This window comes from Paenibacillus sp. FSL R5-0623 (assembly GCF_037974265.1).
In the GTDB taxonomy this organism is placed as follows: Bacteria; Bacillota; Bacilli; order Paenibacillales; family Paenibacillaceae; genus Paenibacillus.
In genome coordinates this window covers 4,280,844-4,302,553 of the sequence record NZ_CP150233.1, presented here as the reverse complement: position 1 = coordinate 4,302,553, position 21,710 = coordinate 4,280,844, and the positions used below count along the sequence as shown (strand labels likewise).

General features: G+C 46.2%; 18 protein-coding genes and 1 other annotated feature. Of the genes, 10 read left to right on the top strand and 8 right to left on the bottom strand.

Annotated elements, in window-relative coordinates:
• The first annotated feature begins 10 nt into the window (after positions 1-10).
• Complete coding sequence (locus MKY92_RS18740; RefSeq protein ID WP_339297275.1) at positions 11-1,312, top strand: multi-tm2 domain protein; 1,302 nt, start codon at positions 11-13, stop codon at positions 1,310-1,312.
• 163 nt (positions 1,313-1,475) lie between these two features.
• Here the strand turns inward: MKY92_RS18740 and MKY92_RS18735 are convergent, their stop codons facing one another.
• The 7 genes from MKY92_RS18735 to MKY92_RS18705 form a co-directional block, all read right to left on the bottom strand.
• On the bottom strand, positions 1,476-2,129 hold the full coding sequence (locus tag MKY92_RS18735; protein ID WP_036607600.1) for a methylthioribulose 1-phosphate dehydratase: 654 nt from the start codon (positions 2,127-2,129) through the stop codon (positions 1,476-1,478).
• 3 nt (positions 2,130-2,132) lie between these two features.
• The gene (locus MKY92_RS18730) at positions 2,133-2,810 is read right to left on the bottom strand and encodes a 2-hydroxy-3-keto-5-methylthiopentenyl-1-phosphate phosphatase (RefSeq protein WP_339297274.1); all 678 of its coding nucleotides are present in this window, start codon (positions 2,808-2,810) and stop codon (positions 2,133-2,135) included.
• Positions 2,807-4,030 carry a 2,3-diketo-5-methylthiopentyl-1-phosphate enolase gene (locus tag MKY92_RS18725; RefSeq protein WP_339297273.1) on the bottom strand — a complete coding sequence of 408 codons (1,224 nt, stop codon included), beginning with the start codon at positions 4,028-4,030 and terminating at the stop codon, positions 2,807-2,809. Before MKY92_RS18725 ends, MKY92_RS18730 begins: the two co-directional genes overlap by 4 nt.
• Entirely contained in the window at positions 4,027-4,887 is an 861-nt protein-coding gene (gene proC / locus MKY92_RS18720) for a pyrroline-5-carboxylate reductase (protein ID WP_036671976.1), read from the bottom strand. The genes MKY92_RS18725 and proC overlap by 4 nt, the downstream gene beginning before the upstream one ends.
• 36 nt (positions 4,888-4,923) lie before the next feature.
• A complete protein-coding gene (locus MKY92_RS18715; RefSeq protein WP_339297272.1) occupies positions 4,924-6,171 on the bottom strand; it encodes a glutamate-5-semialdehyde dehydrogenase in 1,248 nt (415 codons plus the stop codon).
• Between the two features lie 238 nt (positions 6,172-6,409).
• The gene (gene proB, locus MKY92_RS18710) at positions 6,410-7,513 is read right to left on the bottom strand and encodes a glutamate 5-kinase (RefSeq protein WP_047843533.1); all 1,104 of its coding nucleotides are present in this window, start codon (positions 7,511-7,513) and stop codon (positions 6,410-6,412) included.
• A gap of 82 nt (positions 7,514-7,595) precedes the next feature.
• Positions 7,596-7,810 (bottom strand) — a binding site (T-box leader).
• 64 nt (positions 7,811-7,874) lie between these two features.
• A complete protein-coding gene (locus MKY92_RS18705; RefSeq protein ID WP_339297271.1) occupies positions 7,875-9,083 on the bottom strand; it encodes a pyridoxal phosphate-dependent aminotransferase in 1,209 nt (402 codons plus the stop codon).
• Positions 9,084-9,343: 260 nt separating this feature from the next.
• Here MKY92_RS18705 and MKY92_RS18700 point away from each other — a divergent pair, with 260 nt between their 5' ends.
• From MKY92_RS18700 to MKY92_RS18685, 4 genes are all read left to right on the top strand, one after another.
• Entirely contained in the window at positions 9,344-10,339 is a 996-nt protein-coding gene (locus MKY92_RS18700) for an ABC transporter substrate-binding protein (RefSeq protein ID WP_339297270.1), read from the top strand.
• Positions 10,340-10,541: 202 nt separating this feature from the next.
• Positions 10,542-12,164 (top strand): AraC family transcriptional regulator, encoded by a 1,623-nt coding sequence (locus MKY92_RS18695; protein ID WP_339297269.1) that lies wholly within the window; start codon positions 10,542-10,544, stop codon positions 12,162-12,164.
• Between the two features lie 73 nt (positions 12,165-12,237).
• Complete coding sequence (locus MKY92_RS18690) at positions 12,238-13,059, top strand: carbon-nitrogen family hydrolase (protein ID WP_339297268.1); 822 nt, start codon at positions 12,238-12,240, stop codon at positions 13,057-13,059.
• Positions 13,060-13,150: 91 nt separating this feature from the next.
• Positions 13,151-13,336, top strand: a complete 186-nt coding sequence (locus tag MKY92_RS18685; RefSeq protein WP_017687767.1) for a hypothetical protein — start codon at positions 13,151-13,153, stop codon at positions 13,334-13,336.
• Positions 13,337-13,568: 232 nt separating this feature from the next.
• Here MKY92_RS18685 and MKY92_RS18680 read toward each other — a convergent pair whose 3' ends face one another.
• The gene (locus MKY92_RS18680) at positions 13,569-14,489 is read right to left on the bottom strand and encodes a LysR family transcriptional regulator (protein WP_145322390.1); all 921 of its coding nucleotides are present in this window, start codon (positions 14,487-14,489) and stop codon (positions 13,569-13,571) included.
• 366 nt (positions 14,490-14,855) lie between these two features.
• Between MKY92_RS18680 and MKY92_RS18675 the strand changes: the two genes are divergently transcribed.
• The 5 genes from MKY92_RS18675 to leuD all read left to right on the top strand — a co-directional run bounded on the left by MKY92_RS18675 (position 14,856) and on the right by leuD (position 21,568).
• Positions 14,856-16,754 carry a beta-glucoside-specific PTS transporter subunit IIABC gene (locus MKY92_RS18675; protein ID WP_339297267.1) on the top strand — a complete coding sequence of 633 codons (1,899 nt, stop codon included), beginning with the start codon at positions 14,856-14,858 and terminating at the stop codon, positions 16,752-16,754.
• Between the two features lie 42 nt (positions 16,755-16,796).
• Positions 16,797-17,636, top strand: coding sequence for a PRD domain-containing protein (locus tag MKY92_RS18670; RefSeq protein WP_339297266.1), 840 nt, complete (start codon positions 16,797-16,799; stop codon positions 17,634-17,636).
• A 45-nt stretch (positions 17,637-17,681) separates the two neighbouring features.
• Entirely contained in the window at positions 17,682-19,139 is a 1,458-nt protein-coding gene (locus MKY92_RS18665; RefSeq protein WP_339297265.1) for a glycoside hydrolase family 1 protein, read from the top strand.
• Positions 19,140-19,512: 373 nt separating this feature from the next.
• Entirely contained in the window at positions 19,513-20,934 is a 1,422-nt protein-coding gene (gene leuC / locus MKY92_RS18660) for a 3-isopropylmalate dehydratase large subunit (RefSeq protein ID WP_339301841.1), read from the top strand.
• A gap of 31 nt (positions 20,935-20,965) precedes the next feature.
• A complete protein-coding gene (leuD, locus tag MKY92_RS18655; protein ID WP_036607574.1) occupies positions 20,966-21,568 on the top strand; it encodes a 3-isopropylmalate dehydratase small subunit in 603 nt (200 codons plus the stop codon).
• Positions 21,569-21,710 lie beyond the last annotated feature (142 nt).

Genomic DNA, 21,710 nt, shown 5'->3' with positions numbered 1-21,710 from the left:
AAAAGAAAGGATGACGACTGTGCACTCAGATCGTAACAAATTACTCGCATTTCTATTAAACCTGATACCAGGTCTCGGTTTCATGTATTGGGGACGGGCGGCAAGGGCTGTGATTTATCCATTGCTTTTCTTTGGAACAGCTGTTGGCTCTTTTATGCTAGCAATGGTCACTAATGATCAAGATTTAATGATTATCGGTGCACTTTTTGCCGCTTTCTTCTGGGGGATCAGTATGCTGGACATGATTATTGTTCTGCTCCGTGCGCCTTCTGCACGAGATGCTCATTATAGGGGATACGGTGCGGCTTATGGAGCTCCTCCACACCAAGGAGCAGCCTACCAGGGAGCATACATGGGTCAGCAAGGGCCTATGGAGCAGATGAATGAAGATGAGCTACATCAACATCCAGGTGGTGAATATGGCCATCCAGAGGGGCCCTATGGTCAACCCATGTACCAAAAAGGTAGTGAGGGTGAACGGTTCTTCACCATTTTGCTCTCATTTGTTCCGGGATTGGGCCATCTTCATCTGGGTTTGTTGCATCGTGGGTTGTCGTTCCTGATGGCGTTCTTTGGTTCATTTGCCATGATGGTTTTTGTAGCTTCGATCACCAATGAATCGGTGTTTCTAATGTTCTTACTCATTCTGCCAGTAATTTGGGTATACTGCATGTTTGATGCGGTGCAGCATGTCCACCGTAAGCAAGCTGGTGAGATACTGCAGGATCGGACATTATTCGAAGAATTGGAAATGGGCAGAGTAGCCGGACGACGTAGCAAAGTGCTTGCAACGCTGCTTTCCGCTTTTCCAGGTGCGGGTCATCTCTATCTGGGATTGCAAAAAAGAGGCATGCAATTAATGTTCCTGTTCCTTGCAAGCATCTATATTCTGGATCTGCTTCATTTATCGGTGTTCCTGTTCATGATTCCGTTGATCTGGTTCTACAGCTTCTTTGACGGGCTACAGTGTTCCAGTCGCTATGGACGCGAGCCTTTGGTTGATCAACCGATCTTCAAGGACTGGGCCCGCCATCAGCGTCTGATTGGATTCGGGATTGCCGCGCTGGGTCTATATTACCTGGCGATCCGTCTTGTCATTCCACAGCTGAATGAGCTCTTCCCTAATGCATTCATGACGTATGAGATCCGTTCCTATCTGAACACCGTCATTGTATCCTTGCTGCTCATTTTTGGCGGCTTGAAGCTGCTGTTTGGCAAGCAGAGGGGGACGGGGATCCATAGTGCTGCTCATCGAAATGATGAGGGAGCAGACAGCCTCTTTTTATTCAAGGATCGGGATGATCGACTGTAATTTACGATCCAAGTTGAATTGGAGATTATTTACACTACCAATACGATGACAGAGCAACCTTTCAATCGCTGTTATCCCATAACATAAAAACACGCCAAGGGCTATGTATATCAGCCTCTGGCGTGTTTTTGGTTGTGCAGCTTTGTTTTCGAATAAATGATTGCTATTTCGTAGCGCCCTTCAGCAGAAGTTGACGGTACATCACTTCGAACAAGAACTCGAACGCTTCCAGATGACGTTTCGCTTCAAAAGCATCCTTGCCCCACGCATATATGCCGTGGTTACGCAGCAAAATTCCTGGTACGTTGGCATCAAGTACACCTGGCACCAATTCAGCGATAGATGGAATATCCGCAAAGTTAGGCAGAACGGGTACACGAATCTCCGCATTTTCTTCCCAAATGTTGAAAGCCTTGATCAATTCGATTCCTTGAATCGGTACGTGTCCATCTGCTCCAAAGAATTCACTGATCAGGTTGTTAAACACGGTATGCACGTGGAATACAGCACCGCAGCCGGTCAAACGATAGATTTCGCAGTGAATCAACGTTTCGGCACTTGGTTTCAACGTTGTTGTTTCAATCGCTTTACCATGCTTGTCTACAAAAAGGAAGTCTTCCGGTGTGCGAAGAGATTTGTCTTTGCCTGAGGCAGTAACCGCAAAATAAAATTGCTCCGGGTCAAAGTCTCCTACACGCATCGACAGATTGCCACTTGTTCCAGGGAACCAGTTACGGCTGGCGAACAACGCTTTAATATCAGCCAGTTCTTCAAGGACCTGACGTTTGTGTTCCAATGTAATCTTTTCAAAGCCCATCGTTTACAGCACTCCTTGTGTTTGCTTCTGTTTCATATCTTCGATGATATCGTAAAAGGTAACGAATGGCACATGGTCCACACCAAGTTCAATACATTTATCCGTCAAAATGGAGCGGGAGTAGACGAGATCGGCAATCTTTGCACCCTCAAAATCTGTCAGACTGTCTCCAATAAGAATTCGATTATATTGACCTTCCGGGAAGGTACGAATCACTGTTGTTTTGCACATGCCGCAGCCATTCTCACAAGGAGGTTGACAGGGATTCGGCCATTCAATCTTAATGGTTTCACCCGAGAAGTCAGCTCCGTTGCAATAGACATGATCCTGCGGGATATGGAATGGTGCGAGTAACGGCTCAATAAAGAAGTCCATACCACCGCTGGTCACATTGAATTCGATCCCTTCGCTGCGAACGTAGTCAAGAAACTCGCTGAATCCTTCACGGATGCCCGCTTGTCCAAGCACAAATTCCACAATTTCATCTTTCTGGGATGCAGGCAACAGAGCAAACATGGCTCCAACGCCTTCGCGCAGCGAGATTTTTTGCTCAATCGTATCTTTCATAATCGCTTCAATGCCCTTAGGCTTGAAATGTTTCATGATTGCGACAATATTGTCCGAGAGCGTAATCGTACCATCAAAGTCACAGAAAATGACTGTTTTCTTATCACTTCTCATCGTTCGCCACCCCATAGGTCCAATGCGCTTTTCAGCTCCGGATGCTCGGTTGCATATTGCGCGAGTGGAATGGAACGCTGAGCTGCCTCAATGGCTTGCAGGAATGCACGTCCGCCTGCCTCAGTGCCCATAGGATGTCCATGAATACCGCCACCAGCATTAACGATGACATCTGTACCAAAGTCGCGCAAAATGAGCGGTACAAGGCCTGGGTGGATGCCGGCTGAAGGTACGGGCATACTGGTTCGTACTGGCAGATCAGCTGTCAGTAATTGCTCCGTGATCGCCATATTTTCTTCCTTCGGCATCGTAACCGAACCATAAGGAGAAGGGAAGAGTACCAGATCGGCACCCGCAAGACGCATCAACTGGCCTAGTACAACCGAAGCGGACATGCCGTAATGTGGTGAAGGATACAGTGCACCTGCAAGAGCAGGGTGCGCCATAATCGGCACATTAATATCTGGATCACTGCTGAGTTCATGCAGCACATCATACCCATAGGACAACACATTGAACAACAAGGCATTGGCTCCTGCTCCAATAGCGCGTTCAGCTTGCTCTTTTAGACGAGATGTAGGCCCAGTGAGATTGGTTGCATAAAGAAGCTTTTTGCCGGTCTCCTGGCGTGCCTGTTCGGCAGCTTTCATGCAGACCTCGACTCTTTTTTCGATAGGTGTCAATTTATTTTCGAACAGAATCTCATCGTCTTTGATCAGATCAACGCCCCCAAGGGCCTGTCGAATAAATTGTTCACGCAGTTCATCTGCATCCAGTCCGATAACTGATTTGAAGATACTCATTAACAGTGGGCGATCATGCACACCAAGCAGATCACGAACACCATTCAGTCCAAACTTTGGTCCCGGGAATGCACTGAGGAAGCCATCCGAGAAACCAAGCTTTGTCAATTTGATCCGGCCATCCATTGAGATTTTGCCAAAGACCGTCACGAGCAGGGCAGGGATATCACGGCTGAAGTTAACATCAGGATATCCGATGGTAATATCGGCGTAACGCTCACCCGCAGCCATGCCATTAGCTTCATGTACTTCTACGCTGATGACTTCGCCCAGATGCTTCTGCATCGCTTCACGTTGGGCTTGTGGCAACTCCGTCCAGCTACCCACGGTCATGCCGATCGCGATGGACTGAGCCTTCTTGCGAAAGTCTGCATGATCATCATGCAGACGATATGTGGCTGTGCACATGTTATTCATTTTAAATCCCCTTCCAAAGCAGCTCCCATCTCCCGTGAGCGCTCTGCACAGCGGTTGACGGCTGCGATTACATTTTCAAAGAAATCTCCTTCGTCCAGCGTCTTTAGTGCTGCTTGGGTTGCCCCTCCCGGGGATGTCACATCACTACGAAGCTTCATCGGCTCCAAACCGGTTTGTTGTACCATACGTGACGCGCCCAGCACCGTCTGAACAGTAAGATCACGAGATTGCTGGCTGGATAAACCACCACGAATACCTGCGGCAATCATGGCCTCCATTAAATAGTATACATAAGCAGGACCGCTTCCGGAAATCCCAGTGAGCACTTCGAGTTTATCTTCAGGCACGATGGTCACGATACCAACCGCTTCAAACATGGTCATCACCGTACTGCGCTGTTCATCCGTAATCTCGGCAGAGAAGGCAAGACCAGTTGCACCAAGTCCAATGGTACTGGATGTATTTGGCATGGTTCTGGCGATTGGCTGTTTACGACCAAGCAAGGACTGCATCGTGCGGATTGATAATCCGGCAATGACAGACACGATCAGTTGATCCGGTGATAACAACGGACCGAGTTCGCGCAGCGCTGCGGCAGCATCTTTGGGTTTCATACAGAGTACAATAACCGGAGTGGAGGCAAGGTGATCCAGAGATTGTGAGGCCGTTCCGGTATGTACAGCATAACGGGTGCTGAGCTCCTCCTGACGTTTCTGGTTGCTGCGGTTCAGCATCGTAATATCCTGAGGACGAACGACTAGGCGGGAGATCAGTCCGCGCACGATGGCTTCAGCCATCGCGCCTGCTCCGTGGAAAGTAATCTTCTGTTGTAGTAACGTCTGTTGCTCTTGACTCATATTTATCGTTCCTCCTATATAACTGGTGCTGGTATATTATTGACGAATCTGTCCATTGCCTGTAATCCGATATTTGGTTGATGTCAGTGCTGGTAGTCCCATCGGTCCACGAGCATGCAGTTTCTGAGTACTGATTCCAATTTCGGCTCCATAGCCAAATTCAAATCCGTCGGTAAAACGTGTGGACGCATTGTGATAGACGGCTGCGGCATCCACATCATGCATGAAGCGCTCTGCATGGGCTATATCCCTCGTTACGATACACTCGGAATGTTTGGTTCCGTAATGTGCGATGTGCTGCATCGCTTCATCCAGATTCTTGACCACACGGATATTTAAAATATAATCGTTGTACTCGGTCGCATAGTCTTCCTCAGTTGCCTCAAGAGCGGAAGGGACAAGACGGCGTACCGTGTCGCAACCTTTCAAAATCACATTGGCCTCACGGAATTGTTCGGCAAGAGCAGGCAGGTGCTCTTCCGCGTATGCGGCATGTAGCAGTAACGTTTCCATGGAGTTACATACAGAAGGACGTTGTGCCTTGGCATTGATGGCAATTTCGGCTGCCATGACCGGATCGGCTGATTCATCCACATAGGTATGGCAGATGCCAGCCCCAGTTTCGATCACAGGTACCGTTGCATTGGCAACCACATTACGAATGAGGGAAGCACCGCCGCGTGGAATGATGACGTCCAGCAGTCCGTTCAACTTAAGCATCTCATCTACGGAAGCACGATCTGCATCTTCAACCAGTTGCAAAGCATCAGCAGGCATATCTGTCGTTGTGAGTGCCTGATGCAGCACCTCCACAATTTTACGATTGGAGGACAGGGCAGAGGAACCGCCGCGCAGAAGCACTGCATTACCTGTTTTGAGACATAATCCGGCTGCGTCTACAGTTACATTAGGACGAGCTTCGTAGATGATGCCAATCAGGCCAATCGGCACTCTTAATTTTTCAACATGTAATCCGTTTGGACGGGTAAATGTCTCTAACACTTCGCCGACTGGATCAGGCAGATCTGCAATCTGACGTAACCCTTCAGCAATGCCTGCGATCCGCTCCTTATTAAGGGCGAGTCGATCCAGCATGGATTCCGGCGTGCCTTGTTCTCTGCCTCTTGCCAGATCTTCGGCGTTTGCCGTAATGATGGAGTCCGTCTCCTTAATCAAAGCATTTGCCATGACACGCAGGGCTGTATTTTTCTGTTCTGTATTCAATCGGTTCAGTTGTGGAACCGCTGCTTGGGCTTTGCTGGCTTTTTCTCTGACTTCACTCATCTTAATTCCTCCTCATATATATAAAGTTAAAATTTTAACCACATGTTGGACTAAAGATTATTTACACAGACACTACGATGACAGAATAACCTTCCAATCGCTGTTATCCCCAGATTTTTTCGATTCCCTTTTCTAAAGGGAAAATCCGGTGATAAAGGCGAACGCTCCGCTTTTTCAGGTTTTTTCTGTCCTCTCCGTTACGTGTAAATGATTAGTTTAACTTAATATAGCTTCATGTTTATTTTAACGTAATCCATTCGTCTCTATGAATAACTTCAAGTCTGTGGATGCTAGCGAGTTGTTTCATCACTTCGCCACTGGGAAGTCCGGCAATGAGTCGAAGCTGGTCATCATCATAATTGACAATACCGCGACCGAGCAAGGTTTCATCCATTCCAATGACCTCTACGACGTCTCCGGCATGGAATGTTCCCAGTACTCGCTTGACCCCTACAGGCAGAAGACTGTGGCCCCCATGGACAAGTGCTTCTTCAGCACCATCATCCACAACGACGGTTCCCAGCGGAGTGGACATGAAGCCAAGCCACTGCTTTTTACGGGATAGCGAAGCGAGTCGTGTCTCAAAATAAGTGCCTTTTCCCGTGCCATCAACTGCCTTCTGCATATCTCCGGGTTCTTTCACACTTCCCACGAATACAGGTACGCCTCCACGTGTAGCTACCTTGGCTGCATCAACTTTGGATCGCATTCCGCCTGTGCCAACCGATGATCCTGAACCACCGGCAAAAGCATAGATCTCAGCCGTGATTTCGGGGATACGGTCGTAACGCACGGCAGAAGGATCTTTACGCGGATCTGCGGTGTACAGGCCGTTGGTATCGGTAAGAATGATCAGATGCTGTGCCTTCACCAGGTTTGCAACCAATGCGGACAACAGATCGTTATCACCAAACTTCAATTCGTCCACCGACACCGTATCATTCTCATTAAAAATCGGAATCACTCGCTGTTTAAGCAGCTCTTCTACGGTCATACCTGCGTTACCCATGCGTTTACGACTGTGAAAGTCTGTACGAGTTAACAAAATTTGCGCCGTAGTAACGCGGTGCGCTGCAAAAGCCTGTTGATATGCCTGCATCAGTAATGCCTGCCCAACGGCCGCTGCGGCTTGTTTCTCATGTAGCAGTTTGGGGCGCTGAGGATAACCGATCTCCCGGAATCCGGCCGCTACCGCTCCTGAGGTGACCAAAAGCACTTCATGACCCTGATCAGCCAATGCTGCAATTTCTCCGGCAAAAAAAGTGATCGAACTGCGATCCAGACCGCCTTCTTCCGTTGTAAGCGAGCTGCTTCCAATCTTAACTACAATACGTGAAGTCATGGTTTCACTTCCTTAAACATGATTAATAAGTGTTTCTGGAGCAGGCTTTTGCGGGTACAAAAAAAACTTCCGCCCTTTAGTTAAAAAGGACGAAAGTTCGTTACTTCCGCGGTACCACCTTTATTGATGATTAGATCATCCGGCTTCATGCCCTGTAACAGAAGGCACTGTCCTGTACGTAACAGGCCGCTCAGGGGTAGGTTTCAGAGAAGAGTCGCGGTAAATTCTTTCAGCAGGGTGGAATTTACTCTCTGGGCGCGACTGATATTCTCTTACTGGTCCCGTCATCACGTTTCGTTCAATATTTCTTATAACATACCATGGAAAGTTGGCATATGCAAAGGGGTTATGGTCCTGTAAATTACTTGAATAAATTCAGCTTGCCAATCCGCTCGACAGCTTCGCGTAATCGGTTTTCATCACTTAACAGTCCTGCGCGCACATAGCCTTCTCCATGTGAACCAAAACCAATACCTGGGGCTACGGCCACCTTGGCTTCTCGCAGTAACAAGTCTGCAAATGAAGCGGAGGTATAGCCTGCAGGTACAGGCAACCAGCTGAAGAAGGAACCTGCGGGTTTCGAAGCTTGCCAGCCAATCGAGGAAAGAGCGTCATAAAACGCATTGCGACGGGATTCGTAGCGTGAAACCAGTGAGGCAACACATTCCTGGGAGCCAGTAAGTGCTTCCGTTGCCGCAGCCTGAATTCCACCGAAGATACTAACATAGATATGATCCTGAAGCAGATTGATCTTAGAGACAATCTCTGCGTTACCGAGTGCGAATCCAACACGCCATCCAGCCATATTGTATGTTTTGGATAACGTATAGAACTCAATGCCCACTTCTTTGGCACCAGGGGCTTGCAGGAAACTGACGGGACGATGTCCGTCGAATCCAATCGCACCGTAAGCAAAGTCGCTGGCTACTACGATTTGATTTTGAATGGCGAATTCAACCGTATCTTCGTAGAAGGAAAGGGGCGCCGTTGCTGACGTTGGGTTGTTGGGATAGTTCAGGAACATCAGCTTGGCTTTCTCCCGATCTTCGGCTGTAACAGCTTCATAATCCGGCAGGAATGCATTGGACTCCAGCAAAGGCATAAATGACATGTTTGCTTTGGCAAGTGCAACACCAGACCAGTAATCCGGGTAACCCGGATCTGGAACGAGAACGGTGTCGCCGGGGTTAAGCAGGATCTGAGGTAACTGAACCAATCCGGTTTTGCCTCCGAACAGAATGGCTACTTCAGTCTCGGGGTCCAGATCAACGTTGTAATCTTCCTTATAACGTTTGGCGACGGCTTCCTTCAGGAAAGAGTACCCTCTAAAAGGGGAGTATTTGTGGTAGAGGGGATTCTCAGCCGACTCTTGCAGTGTTTTCACAATATGAGGTGGTGTAGGTGTATCCGGGTTCCCCTGACCCAGATTGATCACGTCATGTCCACTTGCGATTTCACGATTTACATTTTGAACAAGGGTAGCAAAAAATTGCGTTGGCAGCTGTGTCATCACATCAGAAGTCGGTATCTTAAAAGCTGAACGAGCAGTTATATGGTCTGAATGGGTCATTAGATTCATCACTCCGGTTATTAAAAATGGCAAATAGTTCTCATTAATTTATCACGTCAATCCCGAGCTGTATAGAGGGAAATGCACTTGAATATGCAGTACATAGGAGCAAAGAGCGGAGTATTGTACAAAACTGAAAGTACTCATTTCGTTTTGTCCATTGAGCTGAGAGAAGCCATGTTTTATGATAATATCCGATAATGATAATCAATATCATTAATTTCTAGCACAACGCACATGATATAGGGGGAGAAATAGAAATGAAAAAGGGCATACGAAATACGGGAGTATTATTAACGATCACATGGTTATCCATCCTGCTATTGGCTTGTGGAAATCAGGCTGCAACACCTGCTGCTGGCGCAGATGATTCCAAAGCAGCCACAGAAACCACAGAGATCCAAACTGCAACGGAAGAGACGAATGAGGGGGAGACCCGGATATTCAAAGACTGGACAGGCCATGAAGTTGAGATTCCTGTAAATCCGAAGCGAGTTATCTATCATGGAGAAGTTACAGGGGATCTGCTCGCGCTTGGTGTTGTTCCTGTAGGCATACTTCGTCAAGAGGGAACCGTATTTGATGATCAGGTTGCTCAGGCAGAAGATGTAGGATTTCCGATCAGTGTGGAAAAGGCGTTAGACCTGAATCCCGAACTGATCATTTTCTCCAACAGTGATGAAGCTCAATATGATCAGATCGCGAAGGTTGCACCCACAGTTACATTTGATTCGTTTGGTTTAATAGAAGATCGCATGCGTATCCTTGGCGATTTGTTGAATAAGAAGCAAGAAGCGGAGGATTGGATTACGGCTCATCAAAAAGCGACGGAAGAGATGTGGACGCAACTTCATGAGAACGGATTGAAAGAAGGGGAGACCGCTTCGGTATTCACCATGTATCCCGGGAATCGTCTGTTTGTCATGGCGGGTGCAGGATTGCCACAGTTGTTATACGGAGAAGACGGGCTGAAGCCAACCGCGGAAATCCAGAAAGTATTGGATGAAGACATGGGATTTGTAGAGATTTCGACTGAAAAATTATCTGAATTTGCCGGTGATCGGATATTTATTCTGGATCCTGTGACCGACGATGCTAAGCAATCCACCAAGGAATTGCTGGATAGTACAATCTGGAAGAACCTGCCTGCGGTGAAAGAAGGAAAAGTATATCGTTTTAATATCGTAAAAGCTTCTAGTGATGCCCTTTCCAGGGAGTGGCTGTTACAGGAGCTGCCAAAACAGATGATTCAATAATGGTGACGAGCTAGTGAGGTGGCAGTAACACCTTTGAGTAATGCAGTTATAAAAAAAGTAAAAGGGGCCTTCAACATTTCGTTGAACGCTCTTTTTTGCTGATTAAACTCATATCTGGATTATTGACTATCGCTCGCTTATAATCAGACCATACAGAACGATTGATAATTATTCTCATTTTAGAAAAACGAGGTGAACCGACATGCAGGCTTTGGATGCCGATGGGGGAGCGTTGTTCTTTTCAGCATTCATGTTTCGGCTGGGTCATCTGGTACGTCGAATTGAACCACCTGAACAGGTGATGCTGGAAGTAGCTTGTGAGAAACATGCCTTCCTCATCTGCGAAGAAGGGGATGGGCATTTATATATTGGACATGAACAGTTTCCGTTTACTACGGGATGTGTTTATCCGCTTTCTCCGGGAGAGGTGTACCAGATTGAACATCGTAAAAACTCGGAATTGAAATATATCGTAATGGCTTTTGATGTTATTCATGTGTTGACGGGTGATCCCGAGCTCTTTACTCGCCCTGTATTTGAGCACAGAAACCAATTGAATGGTTATCCCTATGCTCCGTTAAGTGGGTTGCTTGAGCAAATGTATGTCCTTCGGAATTATAAAACGGATGCCGAATACAGTCATTTGAATGCACAGTTCCAAAAATGGATGGAGGTGATCATTACCCGGTACACTTCTCCAAAGACGGAACAGAGTATGGAAACAAGACTACACAGTACGATTCAGTATGTGGACGACCATTATGCTGAAGAAATCACTGTACAGAAACTGGCACGTCTTGCGGAGATCAGACCTGTACAATATACGACTCTTTTCAGACAACTCACGGGTCACAAGCCGCTCGATTATGTGAATCATGTTCGCATCAAACATGCCAAGGAATGGCTTCGCAAATCAGATGAACCACTTCGGGATATAGCGAGTCGCGTGGGGTTTAAGGATGAGTATTATTTCAGCAGGCGTTTTCGCCAAATGACCGGATTGTCTCCTCGTCAATATGATAGATCGATTCAGCAGCAGACATTAGTACAAGATTGGTTGGGTCATGATGTGAATATTCCAGTAAACCCAAAGCGAATGATGTATTACGGAGATTCCGCTGGGGATCTGTTGATGCTGGGCATTCAGTTGCTGGAAGATCGGACATATGACGCGGTCGCCCCGGTTAATGTGGAAGCCGCTGTTATCATGAAGCCGGACTTGATTATTTTTGATAGCAGCAATGAACAGCAGTATGAACAACTTTACCGGATTGCACCGACGCTTGCTTACAATTCACATGCCACGTTGGAAGAACGAATGCGCAGATTGGGCAGCTGGTTTGGCAGACAACTTCAGGTTGAACAATGGCTAACCTCCTATGCGGAGCGTACTGAGCAGATGTGGGCGAAGATCCATACTGTAATTGAAGAGGGAGAAACGGCATCCGTATTTACATACCATCGGGGTGCACGATTATTTGTTATGGGCAATATCGGTCTGGCGCCTATGTTATATCATCCAATGGGATTCAGGCCAGTTACCAAAGTGAAGGAAGCACTTGCGGCAGGCAGAGCCTATAAGGAAATTTCGGCTGAAGCGGTACGTCAGTACGCGGGAGATCATGTGTTTATTATGCTGCCTGAGGAAGTTGTGGCAAGACAGGCTACAGAGATGCTGATGAAAAGTTCCAGTTGGAAGGCCCTTCCGGCTGTGCAGAATGGACGGGTATATCCTGTGGAGGAGTCAACATGGAATGTGGGTGATGCACTCACGAGTGATCGATTGTTGACCCTGCTCCCCGAGTTGTTGTGTGCAAGTTCATAATAAAAACAGGCTTGCAGTCCTCAAGAGGATCAAGCTATGATAGCAGGTATTACGGTTCAGAGGAGTGCTTGTCATGACAGAAAAACAACAGGGAGAAATGCGTGTAGCCCTGATTCAGGGCGATATTCAACTCGGAGACCCTGAGGCCAATCATAAACATATGCAGACGTTGCTTGAGCGTGCGGTAGAACAATATCCGGATCTGGGGCTGGCTGTGTTACCTGAGATGTGGAATACCGGATACGCTTTGACTCAAATTCATGAACTCGCTGACCCGGAAGGCCAGAAATCTCGGGAATGGTTATCTGCTTTTGCTCAAAAACATCAAATTTCCATCGTTGGCGGGTCAATTGCCGAGAAACGGGATGGTCAAATATACAATACAATGTACGCTTATGATCGTGAAGGAAAACAGGTAACACGATACGATAAATTACATTTGTTCCGTCTGATGGACGAGGAGAAATATTTACAGCCAGGTGCGGAACCTGAAATTTTTGAATTGCAGAACGGTCTTACAGCGGGGGCTTCGATCTGTTATGACATCCGGTTCCCGGAGCTTGCCCGCACCCTTGCTTTGAATGGTGCCAAGGCATTGATTGTACCCGCCGAATGGCCGAAACCTCGTCTGCACCACTGGCGTACGTTGCTTACCGCACGAGCGATTGAGAATCAGATGTATGTGATCGCTTGTAACCGTGTGGGTAAAGGGGGAGAGACTGAATTTTTCGGACATTCCCTCATCATTGATCCTTGGGGTGAGATTGTGGCTGAAGGTGGCGAAGGGGAAGAGATCGTGACCGGAATTATTCGTCCATCTCTGGTAGATGAGGTTCGCGGACGTATTCCCGTATTTGAAGACCGTCGACCTGGCGTTTATTTTGGCGAAAAATAAAAACTGAAATAAAATTCTTCAGAAAAAGTGTTTATTCTTCCATGACACGGGTAATGATAACTATCCCGTCACCAAGGAGGATGATCAATCAATGGACAACCATGTGAAAGATACGCTCAGGAGACTGGAACAGGATAACACAAGGGAAGATCACTTAAGGGCATTCTTAGAGAATGGAGCAGGAGGGCTATCACCCCCTGATTCAACTGTTCAGGACGAAGGCCGTGTAATGAATCAGCAAAACAGGCTGACAAGCGATCGTAATTTGCGTAAATAAACCGCCAAACATGAAGTTTTCTTATGTACGTTTCTACGTTAACATTATAAATTAGCATTGAAGCTAAACAACTTAACAAGCAACATTGTACTCTAACCAGTTACTGTGATTGCGATGTAAGAACTCTATCCTGCGGATGCGGGAAACGAGATTCGACAAAGGCTTGGCCCATAAGGGTCAAGCCTTTGTTTTGGTTCAGTATGAAATGTCCCATTCCCATAGAAGAAATTCTTTAGTCTCCCTTTGACAGTTCGGCCACGGTTTGTTGAAACGTATGGATAAATGCCTCGGCTGCCTTCGACAGTACTCTTCCTTGACGATAAGCTACAACAAGTGTTCTGCTGGGAGTAGGCTCAGCGAGCGGGACGTACACAGGTACGAATTCACTGCGCGGCGCACGGGCAATAAAGCGTGGAACCAGCGTAATGCCCATACCTGTGGCGACCAGCGACTGAACGGTTTCAATATTGGTGCTCTCGAACACAACTTGGGGATCAAAACCGGCTTGCTCACAGAGATCAAATGTAAGTTTGCGGAAGCCCTGTCCTTTTTTCAATACAACAAAGGGTTCATCCCGAAGCTCTTCAATTCGCACAGGAATCGGATGTTCCGGATCTGCCCTGCGTGCCAAAGGGTGATTCGGGGGAACCGCCAGATCAATCCGTTCCTCTCCAATGGTTACATAAGACAAGCTTGGCTCTTGTAAAGGAAGAGATAACAGACTGAGATCTGCTTTGCCGCTTGCTGTCAATTTCTCAAGCGTAAGACCGGAGTCCTCCAATAAGGTGACCTCAATCTCGGGATAAGCTTGTTGGAACGCTGGAAGCACATGTGGGAGCAAGTGTGAGCCCGTGATCGGCATGCTGCCTACAACGACTTTACCTTTGCGAAGCTGGGAGATGTCTGACATTTCCTGACGCAATAGCTCCACGGCATCTACGATCTTTTGGGCTTGCTCGACAAACGTAACACCCGCATGGGTTAACTCCACGGTACTTGTATTACGCTGAAACAGCAGTACTCCCAATTCTTTTTCCAATTTGGATAATTGCTGGCTTAATGAAGGTTGGGCAATGTGCAGCTTCTCTGCAGCCCGGGAGAAATTGCGCTCGGCCGCAATTTGCAACGTATATTGAAGTTGTCTGAATTCCATCGTCATTGGTCAGTCCTTTCGTTATGCCACCATTATATCATTACAGATGAAGAAATCATTAATTTCGCTTAACCGCTTGCACTCCATCAGATGAGTTGATATACTGATTTTGAAAACGCTTAATAAGAATCACTTACCCGGGTAAAACAAAATCAACGTTTTCATGTGTGTCAGTTTCAAATGTTAGTACGGAACCATTTCAAATGTTCATATTCTTTTTCGTTTATATAATTGAATAACATTCATCCAACGATGGCGTGTTACTGTTCGGCAGGCAAGACCTAGATTGGGTGGGAAGAGTTTCTTTTTCCTACCCTTTTTAGGTCTTTTTTTGTTCCCATCAAGAAAAAATGGCGGAGGTGCACCATGAAACACAAACAATTAGCCCAATCGATTATGGAGCTGGTCGGTGGCAATGATAATATCAACACGTTAATTCATTGCTCTACCAGGCTCAGACTTACCCTGAAGAATCCGGATATGGCGAAGACCCAAGAAATTAAGAGCCTTGATGGTGTTATTGGCGCAGTGAATAGCGGCGGGCAATATCAGATTATTATCGGTAATGACGTCGCGTACGTCTACAATGAACTTGCCAAGATGATGGATACTCGGCAATCAAACGAAATTCAGGAGAAACAAAAAGCGGATTATAGCCCCAAAGGACTGTTTAATACTTTTGCCAGTGTTATTGCAGGCATTTTCCAACCTATTATCCCAGCCATTGCTGCCTCGGGCATGCTTAAGGCACTGCTGCTACTGGCGACCGTGACCGGCCTGATGTCTAAAGAGAGCCAGACATATACCGTTTTGAGTGTCATGTCTGATGCTGCCTTTTACTTTCTTCCGATTCTACTGGCCTATTCCAGTGCAAATAGATTTAAAACCAACCCCTTTGTTGCCGTTCTGTTTGGTGGAATCATGTTACACCCGAATATGATTGGTCTGCTAGGCGGTGAAGATCCGGTGTCCTTTATTGGCATACCTGTTGCATCCGTTCAATATGCGACATCCGTGGTACCGATTATTTTAACGGTCTGGTTCATGTCTTACATTGAAAAGTTCGCGGACAAGATCTCACCAGGGCCGGTCAAAATTTTCCTTAAACCTTTGATTGTTATTCTCATTGTTGCTCCAGTTGCCCTGATTGTACTTGGACCTCTAGGGATGTATCTCGGAACGGGAATGTCCAACCTGATCTACTGGATTCAGGATAAGATTGGATGGTTGACCGTTGTCATTATGGCTATACTGATGCCTCTGATTGTCATGTTCGGTATGCATAAAGTATTTTATCCTATTATTTTCGCAGCCTTGGCTTCACCTGGATATGAAACACTGGTGCTGGTCGCGATGCTGGCATCCAATATGGCGCAGGGAGCAGGCGCACTGGCGGTGTCATTCAAAACCAAAGACATCAAGCTGAAACAAGTCGCTTTGTCTGCAGGAATTTCAGGTGTATTCGGTATCACGGAACCCGCTCTGTACGGTGTGCATTTAAGGCTCAAGAAAACGCTGTTTGCTTGCATGATCGGCGCCGGAGTGGCTGGGTTGTTCGCAGGTATTGTGAATCTCAAGGCATATGCTGCCGTGGGTCCGGGGATTGCATCTATGCCTATGTTTATCAGTGAAGATCATATGAATATTATCTATGCGATCATTACCATGCTGATCTCTGCCATTGTCGCGTTTGTCGCCGTATATGTCATTGGATTTCAGGATGTTGTTCCAACAGCAGTGTCGATGGAAGGCAGTCCTACAAACCAAGCGAGAGGTGAATCTGAAATCCAGCCATCCACAGGGATCAAATCGAAAAAGATCGTTTTTGCTCCTTTGGAAGGTAAAGTTCTGCCATTAAGTGAGGTGAAGGACGAGGCCTTCTCGCAAGAAGCGATGGGACAAGGTATGGCGATTCAGCCAAGTGTTGGCAAGGTGTTTGCCCCGTTTGATGGTACCGTTGAGACGGTGTTCCGAACCAAACATTCCATCGGTCTGAGATCGGTAGAGGGAGTTGAAGTTCTGATTCATGTCGGATTGGATACGGTGAAACTGAAAGGCCAGCATTTTGATGTAAAAGTGAACGAAGGAGAACAGATCTCTCATGGTCAGCTCCTGATCGAATTTGATCTTGAAGCTATACAAGCCGCAGGTTATGACACAACAACCCCTGTAATTGTGACCAATTCATTGGATTATCTGGAGATCCTGGGCAATGAAACTGCGGCGACAACAGGACCGGGGAAACCATTAATTACGGTGTTATAACTATAACCCGCTGAAATATGAATGAAAGGCAGGCAGCCTGATATGGAAGTCGTAAAAATACTGAATTCGAGCATTGTTCTCGCCAGACGTGGTGAGGATGACAAGGAAATTATTGTGATGGGAAAGGGCATCGGCTACAAGAGCAAACCGGGAGATGTCGTGAGTGAGGATGAGATCGAGAAGATCTATGTTCTTGAAAATGAAACGATCTCTTCAGATCTCACCGCCCTGATGAAGGAAACACCAAAAGAATATCTGATTCTGGCTGATGAAATCATCTCCCACGCGAAACATACATTGTCCCGCCATCTGAGTGATCATCTCTATGTCGCATTAACGGATCACCTGTATATGGCCATGAAGCGATTCAAGGACAATATGACGATCCAGAACCGAATGTTGTGGGAAGTGAAAAAGTTCTATCCGCAGGAGTTCAATATCGGGTTGCATGGTCTGTCTCTCATTCAAAAACAGCTTGGACTCTCCCTGCCTGAAGAGGAAGCGGCTAACATTGCCTTTCATCTCGTTAATGCGCAGCAAAATGATGACAATATGAATCAGGTCATGCTGATGACCAATACAGTTAAGGATGTACTCAATATTATCAAAATTCACTATCAAGTGGAGCTGGACACACACAGCATCAACTATTCACGCTTTTTGACCCATTTGCAGTTTTTTATTCAACGGCTTTTTGAGCATAAAACATTAAACACACAGGATCATGAGCTCTTTGAGCAGATCGCGAATAAATATCCCCAGGAAGAAGCCTGCGTAATGCTAATCAAGGATTATATTGAAGCCCGGTTTGAACATACGATCTCCAATGAAGAGATGATGTATTTGATTATTCATATCAATCGGGTCATGAGTCGCAATTGAGCAAGAATGAAAGAGTCACAGAGATAATCCAAGGAGGAATACACAATGACCAATACAACAAGAACGTTTCCAGAAAATTTTCTATGGGGAGGAGCGATTGCTGCCAATCAGGCAGAAGGAGCGTGGAATGTGGATGGCAAAGGTCTATCTACAGCCGACATTGCTATCTACCGAAAAGGTGTAGCCAAGAGTGAGTATAAAAAACATAATGCGATCAATGAAGAACAGATCAAGACTGCGATGGAGTCTACCTCAGACAGAGAATATCCGAAACGCAGAGGCATAGATTTCTACCACCGTTACGAGGAGGATCTAGCCCTGTTTGGGGAAATGGGACTCAAAACGTTGCGACTATCCATTGCATGGACCCGAATTTTCCCGAATGGCAACGAAACAGAGCCGAATGAAGCCGGTTTGCAGTTCTATGACCGTGTTATTGATGGCATGCTGAAACAAGGAATTGAACCTTTGATTACGTTGTCCCATTATGAAATGCCGATGTATCTGGTGAATTACCATGGTGGATGGACGGATCGGAAAGTCGTCGATTATTTTGTTCACTTTTGCAAAACCGTGTTCACCCGTTATAAGGATAAAGTGAAGTATTGGATTACATTTAATGAAATTGACAGCATTGTTCGTCATCCGTTTACGAGTGGTGGTATTGTTCCGGAGCGTTTCGAAAATGTGGAGCAGGCTGTATATCAGGGGTTGCACCATCAATTTGTAGCGAGTGCGCTCGCAGTGAAATACTGTCATGAGATCATTCCCGGTTCCCAGATCGGATGTATGCTTACCAAACTGACGACGTATGCTCACACATGTAATCCCGAAGACGTACTTGTTGCTTCCCGGGATAATCAATTCAATCTTATGTTTACGGATGTACAGGTACGTGGAGCGTATCCGTACTTTACGAAGAGATTTTTTGCCGAAAAGGGAATTAACCTCGATATGCTTGAGGGGGATGAAGAGATTCTGAAAGTACACACGGTGGACTTTATCTCATTCAGTTATTATATGTCCCTGGTATCAAGTGTGGATGGCGACCGATTGGAGCAGGTGAGTGGCAATACAACTGGAGGGGTGAAGAACCCGTATCTGCAAACGAATGATTGGGGTTGGCAGATTGACCCGGTAGGTCTGCGCATCTCACTGAATGAACTGTATAGCCGTTATGAGGTGCCTTTGTTTATCGTTGAGAACGGGATTGGAGCGGTAGATTCAATTGAAGCTGATGGCAGCATTCAGGATGATTATCGTATTGATTATTTCCGCTCTCACATTGAACAGATGCATGAGGCGATTCTGGATGGTGTTGAACTGCTGGGCTATACCAGTTGGGGAGTGATTGATCTGATTAGTTATTCTTCTTCAGAGATGGAGAAACGATATGGCTTTATTTATGTAGATCAGGATAATGACGGCAATGGAACACTGGAGAGAAAACGTAAAAAGAGTTTCTATTGGTACAAAGATGTGATTGCGAATAACGGTTTGTAATACAGTAGTCGGACAAGCGCTCTCTATAGAAGGCGTTGATATGATAACTTTCATTTTATAACAGCAACTAGGAAAGCAGCTCTGGATTCAGGGCTGTTTTTTGATGTTCTAGATAAAAAGCATTGACAGCGCAGAGGCGGGAACGTAGTATAAGACTTATCTGATAATGATAATTGTTATCAATTGAAACCTCTGCGATTAGCAGTGGTTTATTTGTCTTTCTCTCATTATAGGTTAAACCTATTACATCTATAGATATTATATCTTGGAACAATGAAGGACAGGGTGATATATTTATGTCATTCAAGAGCTTCACTTTTTAAAGAAAACACGAGGCTCTTCCAAGGACCGAACTTATAATGAGGTGAAAATGATGAGTAAAAAAACGATGTTTGAGAAAATTTGGGAAAATCACGTAATTCATCAAGAAGAAGGCAAACCAAGCATTCTGTATATCGATCTGCATCTGGTGCACGAAGTAACTTCTCCACAGGCATTTGAAGGTCTTCGTCTCAGCGGACGTAAAGTTCGCCGCCCTGAACTGACATTTGCAACAATGGACCACAACGTTCCAACGAAAGACCGTTTCAACATCACAGATCCTATCTCCAAACAACAAATTGATACACTTTCGCAAAACTGCCGTGATTTCGGCGTGAAATTGTATGATCTGGACACGATTGATCAAGGCGTTGTACACGTTATGGGACCTGAACTGGGTCTGACTCACCCGGGTAAAACGATTGTATGTGGTGACAGTCATACGTCCACACACGGTGCGTTTGGCGCACTGGCATTCGGAATCGGAACAAGTGAAGTTGAGCACGTAATGGCAACTCAATGTTTGCAACAAGCAAAAGCCAAAACGATGGAAGTTCGTTTTGTCGGCAAACGTAACCCGGGTGTAACCGCGAAAGATATGATCCTCGCAGTTATTGCCAAATACGGCACAGACTTTGCAACAGGTTATGTAATTGAGTACACAGGCGAATCCATCCGTGAGTTGAGCATGGAAGAGCGTATGACGGTCTGCAACATGTCCATCGAAGGTGGAGCAAGAGCAGGATTGATCGCGCCGGATGAAACAACATTTGAATATCTGCGTGGACGTGAATACGTACCAGCGGATGCAAAGTTTGATGAAGCTGTAGAGGGTTGGAAACAACTTGTAACCGATGAAGGTGCCGAGTTCGACCATGTGGTTGAAATCGATGTGGAGACATTGATTCCGCAAGTAACTTGGGGAACAAGCCCGGGTATGGGAACCGACATTTCTTCGAAAGTTCCTGTTCCGGCTGAATTGCCTACAGAAAACGAACGCAAAGCGGCTGAAAAAGCGCTTGAATATATGGGACTTGAACCGGGAACACCAATCGCCGAGATTCCAATTGACTATGTATTTATCGGTTCTTGCACCAATGGACGGATCGAAGATCTGCGTGCAGCAGCACAAGTGGCTAAAGGTCACACGGTATCCAGTCGGGTTACAGCAATTGTTGTACCAGGCTCAGGACGTGTTAAGATTCAGGCTGAACAAGAAGGTTTGGATAAAATCTTTACGGAAGCTGGATTTGAATGGCGTGATGCGGGATGCAGTATGTGTCTGGCGATGAACCCGGATGTATTGAAGCCAGGACAACGTTGTGCTTCGACTTCCAACCGTAACTTTGAAGGACGCCAAGGACGTGGAGGACGTACGCATCTGGTATCTCCGGCAATGGCAGCAGCAGCAGCAGTTAAGGGTCACTTTGTGGACGTACGGGACTGGAATTTCAAAACAGAAGCAGCGATCTAATCTATAACAGACAGAAGGGAGAACGTTTAATATGGAAGAATTCAAAACATTACAAGGCATCGTTGCACCGGTAGACCGGGTCAATGTAGATACAGACGCAATCATTCCAAAACAGTTCCTGAAACGGATTGAACGTACCGGATTTGGACAATTTTTGTTCTATGAATGGCGTTTTGATGAAGAGGGCAACAATAATGCTTCCTTCGAAATGAACAAACCTCGTTACGAAGGGGCATCCATCCTGATCTCACGTGCCAACTTTGGCTGTGGATCATCCCGTGAGCATGCGCCATGGGCGATTTTGGACTATGGATTCCGTTGTGTCATCGCTCCATCTTATGCAGACATCTTCTATAATAACTGCTTTAAGAACGGAATCTTGCCAATCAAGCTGTCAGAAGAGCAAGTTGAAGACTTGTTCCAACGTACAGCGACACATGAAGGCTATGAGATGAATGTAAATCTGGAAAACAAAACGATTACTGATGCATACGGACTGCATATCGATTTTGATCTGGATGAGCACCGTCGTCAATTCCTGTTGCAAGGATTGGATGATATCGGTCTGACTCTTCAACATGATGATGAAATCGCTGCTTACGAACAACGCCACGCGGCAAAACTGTTCGGTTAATCGTTAAAGTATCGCATAACAGAAAGCTTCTGCCTCGCCAAAGGGACCTTGTTCCCATCGGTGAGACAGAAGCTTTTTGTAATTTCAGAAGCTAAATTAGCTTAATAAGTCAGCTATACATAGAACTCTTAATCCTTCTTGG